Below are 7,331 nucleotides of genomic sequence, written 5' to 3'. Positions count from 1 at the left end.
TATTTCTTTTGTGACATATCCTTTTGGATGCTAATATAAAAACTATACCCTAATAACCAAAGTTGAAGTAACACTAGTACTAATGACATTAAAACTAGAGAAAAAGTATTGGATGCCATATACAACGAAATATCTACTAAGTATACCAAGGAAAAGATATATGGATTTAAAATGGAATTTGGTAGTTATAGCTCAAATGACGGTAAGAAAGATCATGCTAATTTTCAGAAGTTTATAAAACCTAATACAAATCCAGATAATAGTGAATTAAGAAATGCTGCAAAGAATTTAACATTTGCTAAATGGTTAGCTAAACGAAAGTTGGATAATGATTTTAAATATATTATTTCATACCACGACCCTGGATATGAAACTGAACTTAAATTTGTCAGAGTTTTTAAATTAAACCCTAATAATCAGTTTACAGCCATTAGAAACGGAAATCATGTACAAGTTACAGCAAAAACACCCGCAGGCTTTTTACCCTTTCCTATTACTAATGGAGGTGAATAATGAGTACTAAACATAAACTGAATATTTTTCTTTGCGCGCAACCGTTGTAACCATCTCAATTACAGTGTTTTGCGCGCTTTTTTGTTAAAAGCTCTCCAAAACATAAACGGATTTTTTTCTTTAATTCGCTTTAATTCAGCTTTAATTCTAGCACCAATACAGGATTAAAGTTTTAAGTTTTGTAGCTGAAAATTGAACTTTGGTTAATCTTAGGCTACAAATTAGCTATAAACTTGAGTTTGAGAGTTTGGTGTTTAAAAAATTCCGTTTTTGTTTTGAAGTCGTTATTTATTGTATTTTTCTAATAAAAACACCTAGCTGGTAGTTGCTAGGTGTTTTTATTAAATCTGGGTTATGAGTGTATCAAGTGTTTTCCTCTATTACATACCCTCTAAGGTCTTCGTCAAATATAAAATCAAATACTTTGTCTAATTGTCTGCTTATATAGCTTACTAAAGATTCTAAAAGAGTGAATTGCTCTACAGGATTGTCTAGGCTTGTAAGACTGAAATATGACGGTATTTCGTCGCCTTTTATTTTTACTGGTCCCACATGTGATATTTCAAAGTGCTGTAATACTCTTGTTATTGTGTCTGTAGCATCTTGATTTGTTGAGTATATTCTAAAATCGCTCATAAATACTGAAATTGAAAGAGTTACCTATTTGCTTAAAAGTTGAAAATACAATGCTTATGATTTTTTTCAAAAAAATTAACAACATCGCTCACACTTTTCTAAAAGTAGACTCTAACTATACGAACAACAACAAAACCGTAATAATTATGAGTACTACACTAACAGAAAACAAAGAAGTAAAGACTACCAATAATCCCTACGCAGCGCTGCAAGATATTACTGAGGTGCGCCCCTATGATGCCGAAAAGGATAAAGCATTATTTAATGATTTGCGCAAAGTGTTAGAAGCGCATGGGGCAAAGGATAGGTTTGGGGTTACTCTGCTCCATGACCACTTCGAGGTAAACGACGGTGAGCAAATGATTGAAACGCATGACCCTATTACGCGTGAGCTTACTATAAAACCTTACCGTACTGGCAGCATGAAACATGAGTTGCAAGCTACAAACTGGAAGTTTGATGGTGGTGAAGTAGTAGCGCTTCAGTTTTGTGTTCCGACTGGTCAGGGGCATATTGGAACAATACAAGATTAGCTTAGGCTTGTTTTGGTTTTAGGAAAGGAAATGATGAACTTTGGATATGAGGTTTGTTATTTCCTTTTTCTTTTTTTGTGCAGTAATTACGGCTAACGGGCAAGGCTTGAAGAGTGCAGAAACATTGCTTAAGACAGGTAATTTTACTGAAGCTAAAAGCATCTATGTAAATGCATTAAAGGGGCGTGAAAAATGCAAAGATAGCACATTGTTGATTGCTAAGCACTTGATAACCACAGAGCTTTTAATGGGTAATGTAGGTGATGCATTGAGGAAAGGTTTGTACTATGGTAAGTGTGCTGATGCTTTTGAGATTTACAATCTTCTTGGGGCTGTGTATAGTATAAGACGTGATATTGATTCTAGTTTGTATTACTATAAAAAGTCTGCAAAGGGTGTAAGCGATAAAGGCAAGGTATATAATAATATCGGTGTCTTGTATCAAACAAACATTGACTCTAGTTTGTATTACCACACTCTTGCACTTAAATATTATCAGCAAAAGCAGGATAGTATACATATTGCTCGTTCATTCAACAATTTAGCACACACATTACGTGTGAATAGTCCAGATAGTGCAATTATTTTATATCAACGATCACTTTTAGCGAATCAAGGCAATAATTTCTTGATGCTAGAGTCTTTTATATCTCTATCTGAACTCACAAAACAGGTTGTATATGTACATAAAGCTGATTCTTTAACCAGACACTTACAAGGCGATATTGTACGTAGAACTGACAAGTTAAGGTTACTAAACCAGTCTAAAAGGCTGTTCAAAACCGCCTTAAGTGTATATACTGACCTTTACCTGAAAACAAAAAAAAATAAATATTTTGAGCGTCTTTTTTATTTTTCTGAGCGTGAGAAGGGTAATATACTCCTCTCACAGCTAAAGCGGGATGTATTAGGTGTGAAGGTTGTACAGGAAAGATTAAAACCTAGAGAGGTGTTATTAGAGTACTTTCAGGCTAACAATAAGTTATTTTGTTTTGTAGTGAAGCGTAGTAATAAGCAATTGGTTAAGGTTGCTGATATTACTCAAGATAGCTTGAAGCGGGCTGTTCAGTTGTTTATTGCGGAGTGTAACACATTAGGTCTTCACGATTTTATGAAGTTATCGCCGAAACTATACAAGTTGCTACTGAACAATGTTCGAGGGTTGATGATTGATTGTGAATACGTTACTATTGTACCTACTTTACTGCTTTCAAACCTTCCATTTGAAGCCTTGATGAGCGAGCAGCAAACAATGAACATGCAAGGCTATCAAAAGGCTGATTACCTGCTTAAAAACTTCTCTATAAGTTACCATATTTCAGCTACATTGGCGGTTGTGAATGCAGGTTTACAGTATAAAGATGGGTTTGTAGGGATTTCACACAGTTTGTTTAAAAATGGCTTAAAACCGCTGCCTTATGGGGATGTGGAAGTGTCTGTGGCAGGTAGATACTTTAAGAGGGGTGTTTTAAAAAATGCTTACAACAGTAAAGAATTATTGAGAAGCGTGAATGCACAAGGTTTGCATATTGCTACACATGGTTACTATGATGAGCGTAATGCTGAGAGTGGTTTGTGGGTGAGTTCTGGTGGGCGAGATGTTGTTTTGACTGTAAGCGAAGTGCTTAAAATCAAGCCTCGTGCACAGTTAGTGATTTTATCCGGTTGTAGTACTGCAGATGGACGAGTAGTAGATGGTGAGGGTATTGTTAATCTTCCTTATGCGTTTGCATACGCAGGCTCGCGCTTTGTTATTAGCTCTCTCTGGGCTTTGCCAGACAAAACAACTTCCGAGTTCATGAAGTTGTTTTATCGTGATTTACGAACGATGTCTGTGCCGGAAGCGCTACGTTCAGCGAAAATTGAAATGATTAAAAGTACCCTACCTTTCTTTTGGACTAGTTTTGTGTTGCTGGGCAGGTAATTGTATAGTAAACTCTTTAGTATACACCAATTTCGCTTTATCCCTTAATTCCAGATAGTACAATCCTGCTGAAAAGTCCTTTCTGTACAATACTATACTTTCAAAATCGGTTAACTTTCTTTTGTGTATTGGTTTTTCAAATGGGTCGTTACTCCTGATGATCAAAGTCAAGGGTTGGTTGTGTTTTGCACTGTCTTTTCTTGTGAATGCTACCACAATAGCCTCTTTTATTGTGAAGTCTATAGGTGTGTGAAACTGAATACTATTTACACTTGTTTTACTATTGCGCGTGTTCTGAGATATTACACCTTTGATTAGTTTATTGGCTGTGAATCTCTCTTTTTTTGATGGACGCTTGGCTTGATGTGTGATAATTTTCTTAGGCTTTGCAGTATATTGCTTGTGAGCCTTTTCCTTTCTGACCTTTAGCAGTGGTGATATTAGGTTATAGTCATTGCCGGGTGATAGTTTGTTTGCTACAGGCATATTTATCTCTTGTTGCTTGCCCATATATAAGTATGTGGTATATGTGAACCAAGTCAAGCCTATCAGCAAGAATAGTATACTTCCTATAGATGTGAGCATTCTTTGCTTTCTCAGTCTTTTTACCTCACGATTGAGTTTATTGTTTCGGTTTGTGGCTCCTTTGAGTGCTTGAGTTGTGTTGGACAATTGCTCTCTCAAGAATTTATCCCCTATTTTCACCACATTTATTTGATCCTCATCTTTTTTATTCTCGCTTCGCTGCTGCTTTTCAGGTAACATTGCTTGTTGGGTTAGAAATTAAACATGTTGCTTCGCTAGAAAGTACAATGCTTTGAAAACGAAAAAATGACACCTAGGCTGTGTTTTTTTGTCTTCTACCTTTTTTTATAGGCTTGCTCGTGTCTACATCGGGGTCACTTTGGGACTTTAGTATGAATGCCAAATCTCTAGCATGCTCTTTTAGCCAATTTATTTCTTCATCCTTTTTTATTAGCTCGTCCTGCAATTTTTTCACCTTTTCAATAGCTGTAATACTGCTGTCTTGTTTTACCAACTCACTGCTTTCTCCAGTTACAAGGTAGCCTATCGACATGTTGAGCTTATCATGAAGTAGTGCTAGTATTGGTATAGTTAGTTTACGCAGACCTACCTCCATTTTTCCTACTTGTCCAGTGGTTAAACCTACAGCCTCCGCCACTTCCCTCTGCTTTAAACCTAATCTTGTTCTTTCGTTTGCTATACGCTCACCAATTGCCTTATCTAAATCCATGTTTTTACTCTATTTTTGGAATAATTATTCCGTTATATTTTTTTTACTCCAATATTAGAGTAAATTTGTACCATATTCAAGCGATTTACTCTAAATATATGCAAAATTACGCGAAACCTCAATATATAAAAAATCTCAAAGGTTTATTACCTCATGGAATGCAGTTGGTAATTGCGAGTGATTTGGGTATTAGTGTTGATTATGTTCGCTCGGTTTTGAGCGGTAATAGAGGTCGTGAACTTTCAAGTAGAAGAGCTATAAGAATACTTGAATATGTGGAGGATTATGTACTTGATGATGGTTTGAGTTATCTCAGTCCAACAGAGTATTTATCAAACGCTCTTAGTGTTTATGAAAGAAGGGGAGTGAAAAGGGGGTATTCCGTTATTATGAGCAAGATTTTTCCAGTTTACTATAGCCCTATAGTTGGTTTTGATCTACAAATTTTCCCTAACTAATGACTGAAAACCAAAAAAAATATCACCCACTACGCGACTACGCTAGCTTTTTCAGTCCTAAAAGATTGATCGACAGTGAGTCGGCAATGATTGAAAAGGTTCAAATCCTTGTCAAGCGGTACTACTACCAGGAGCAAGATTTTGACTTTTTCAGAAAGCGGGAAGTGGGCAATGCTGAGGCAAAAGACTTGCAGATGAGCGCAGCGGTATTCAGGTTTTTGAGTCTAAACAACACAAAGACCAAGATACGTGCTTTGGGCTTTGCTGGCATCGAAACTGCTACCTCGCTTGCTTCGCTTACTCAAAAAGCTTTTGATTATTTGAATCATGGCCTCAAAAAAGCAGGCAAAACACTTTCAATCAAGCAATTGCTTGTAAAAGCTAAAGCTTTTTTGAAAGAAAATTTTAGCCTTTCACGGCTCATTCACAAAAATAAGGGCAATGCCCACGCTGCTAAAGCCTGGACAAAAGAGGCTCAGGATGTGCTGTTAGGTTTGTATGCCAATCCTGAGAGCGACATCAAGTTATTAGAGTCGCAAGTATACGATGAATATAATAAAATCGCTCGTGGCGAACGTGAAATTGTGAACCCGCACACGGGCGAGCTGATTACCGCTGAAACCAAAAGCTTACCTGTAATCAAATCACGCTCAACGATTTGGAACTTCTTTCAAAACCCTTGGATACAGCGGGTTACCGCGAAATTACGCCACGGCTCAAAGTACTATAACGATCACTACAAACCTTATGTGAAAGGTGTCAAGCCTCGTTATGCGCTTTCGTTTGTGTCGTCAGACGGGCAGGTAATACCGTTTCGCCTCCGAAAAAACGGAGTAGACACTTACAAAAGAGCGCTTTGCTACTTTGTTTTTGATGTGGCCACTGGTGCTGTGATAGGCTACTCTATAGCGGAGAGCGAAACCAAGCAGGTAATGAGCGAGGCATTTGCTGATATGATGGTGAATACCAAAGGAGTGAAGCCGCACGAAGTGCAACTCGACAACTTTGGTAAATCATACCTTAAGGAGTTAGAGCAAATCTTCCCTCAGGTGAGTTTTTGTAAGCCGCTCAACCCTCAAAGCAAGTACGCTGAGCGTTTTATTGCTCACTTTGAGCAGCAATATTGCCGCAAACAAGAGGGTTGGACAGGTGCTAATATCACGGCACGAAACAAGCATAACGCGCACCGTCGCAATGCTGATATAGCACAAAAAACCTACTCGATGACCGAAATTAAGGCAATGTATAAGGGTTTGATTGCAGCTTACAACAAAGAAATCATACAAGAGGCAAGCGGGCAAACTCGCTGGGAGGTGCTGGAGAGCACTGTGAATCCTGGTTGTGAAAAAATCGCCGATACTACCCTGGCTTCGCTCTTTGCCAAATCCACTCTATCAAGTATTGATCGTGGCTATGTGCTTATCCAGATAAGCGGGCAAAAGCATTACTTCAGGGTACCTGAGGTAAACGCGGTAGGAGTGAAAATGGCAAATGGTAAGCGTGTAAGGGTAAGGTATTTACCGCACATGTTAGATACCAAAGTGTGGTTGTACAACTTTGACAAGCACGACCACACCAATACGGCCAATGATACCTACCTAAGCGAGGCAATTGCCCTGGAAGGTGCGCAACGCGCCAAAGCCGAACAAACCCTGGAGGATACTAAAAACCTGGGTAAGCTTGATCGCTGGGCAACTGATACCGAAAAAGCCGACGACGAAGCTGCTACTCAAATACAATCTTTTGAGCTGGCAAGCAATGACCCTGAGGCGGTGCTCAGTGCCGGGTATACTAATAAGAACCTAATGCAGGAAGCGGAAGAAAAAGCGGGTGAAGGCATTGTAAAGGCAGTAGAGAAAGCGAAAAAGGTAGAAGATCAGCGAAAAGAAGCTAAAAAACAGAAGAGAAAATCGGCGGTAAGTTTACGCCTCTAAGAGGGGTGTACGCTTGCTACAATCCATAAAAAAAAGGGCTGAGTCGCCACTCAAACCCCTTCAATTATTTCTGAACTA

At 38.3% G+C, this 7,331-nt stretch carries 8 protein-coding genes; 5 read left to right on the top strand and 3 right to left on the bottom strand.

Features of this window, described 5'->3' with window-relative positions; translation table 11 throughout:
* The first annotated feature begins 108 nt into the window (after window positions 1-108).
* Complete coding sequence (locus tag Q0954_RS22400) at window positions 109-513, top strand: hypothetical protein (RefSeq protein ID WP_299460626.1); 405 nt, start codon at window positions 109-111, stop codon at window positions 511-513.
* Window positions 514-876: 363 nt separating this feature from the next.
* Here the strand turns inward: Q0954_RS22400 and Q0954_RS22395 are convergent, their stop codons facing one another.
* Entirely contained in the window at window positions 877-1,149 is a 273-nt protein-coding gene (locus Q0954_RS22395) for a hypothetical protein (RefSeq protein ID WP_299460624.1), read from the bottom strand.
* A gap of 146 nt (window positions 1,150-1,295) precedes the next feature.
* On the opposite strand from Q0954_RS22395, the gene Q0954_RS22390 reads away from it, so the two are divergent.
* The gene (locus tag Q0954_RS22390) at window positions 1,296-1,682 is read left to right on the top strand and encodes a hypothetical protein (protein WP_299460622.1); all 387 of its coding nucleotides are present in this window, start codon (window positions 1,296-1,298) and stop codon (window positions 1,680-1,682) included.
* Window positions 1,683-1,728: 46 nt separating this feature from the next.
* Entirely contained in the window at window positions 1,729-3,606 is a 1,878-nt protein-coding gene (locus Q0954_RS22385) for a CHAT domain-containing protein (protein ID WP_299460628.1), read from the top strand.
* Here the strand turns inward: Q0954_RS22385 and Q0954_RS22380 are convergent.
* On the bottom strand, window positions 3,565-4,371 hold the full coding sequence (locus Q0954_RS22380; RefSeq protein ID WP_299460620.1) for a hypothetical protein: 807 nt from the start codon (window positions 4,369-4,371) through the stop codon (window positions 3,565-3,567). The genes Q0954_RS22385 and Q0954_RS22380 overlap by 42 nt on opposite strands.
* Window positions 4,372-4,444: 73 nt before the next feature.
* Window positions 4,445-4,861: a helix-turn-helix transcriptional regulator gene (locus Q0954_RS22375; protein WP_299460618.1), complete on the bottom strand. Its 417-nt coding sequence runs from the start codon at window positions 4,859-4,861 to the stop codon at window positions 4,445-4,447.
* Between the two features lie 98 nt (window positions 4,862-4,959).
* On the opposite strand from Q0954_RS22375, the gene Q0954_RS22370 reads away from it, so the two are divergent.
* Window positions 4,960-5,319, top strand: a complete 360-nt coding sequence (locus tag Q0954_RS22370; protein ID WP_299460616.1) for a hypothetical protein — start codon at window positions 4,960-4,962, stop codon at window positions 5,317-5,319.
* Window positions 5,319-7,253 (top strand): hypothetical protein, encoded by a 1,935-nt coding sequence (locus Q0954_RS22365; RefSeq protein ID WP_299460614.1) that lies wholly within the window; start codon window positions 5,319-5,321, stop codon window positions 7,251-7,253. The genes Q0954_RS22370 and Q0954_RS22365 overlap by 1 nt, the downstream gene beginning before the upstream one ends.
* The last annotated feature ends 78 nt before the right edge of the window (window positions 7,254-7,331 follow it).

It is taken from the genome of uncultured Microscilla sp. (genome assembly GCF_947493425.1).
GTDB lineage: Bacteria > Bacteroidota > Bacteroidia > Cytophagales > Microscillaceae > Microscilla.
This window is presented reverse-complemented; position numbering and strand designations above follow the sequence as displayed.

Coding starts and splice junctions, on each gene's coding strand:
- Q0954_RS22380 (WP_299460620.1), bottom strand. CDS start 4,371: ATGTTACCTGAAAAGCAGCAGCGAAGCGAGAATAAAAAAGATGAGGAT.
- Q0954_RS22365 (WP_299460614.1), top strand. CDS start 5,319: ATGACTGAAAACCAAAAAAAATATCACCCACTACGCGACTACGCTAGC.
- Q0954_RS22375 (WP_299460618.1), bottom strand. CDS start 4,861: ATGGATTTAGATAAGGCAATTGGTGAGCGTATAGCAAACGAAAGAACA.
- Q0954_RS22395 (WP_299460624.1), bottom strand. CDS start 1,149: ATGAGCGATTTTAGAATATACTCAACAAATCAAGATGCTACAGACACA.
- Q0954_RS22370 (WP_299460616.1), top strand. CDS start 4,960: ATGCAAAATTACGCGAAACCTCAATATATAAAAAATCTCAAAGGTTTA.
- Q0954_RS22385 (WP_299460628.1), top strand. CDS start 1,729: ATGAGGTTTGTTATTTCCTTTTTCTTTTTTTGTGCAGTAATTACGGCT.
- Q0954_RS22390 (WP_299460622.1), top strand. CDS start 1,296: ATGAGTACTACACTAACAGAAAACAAAGAAGTAAAGACTACCAATAAT.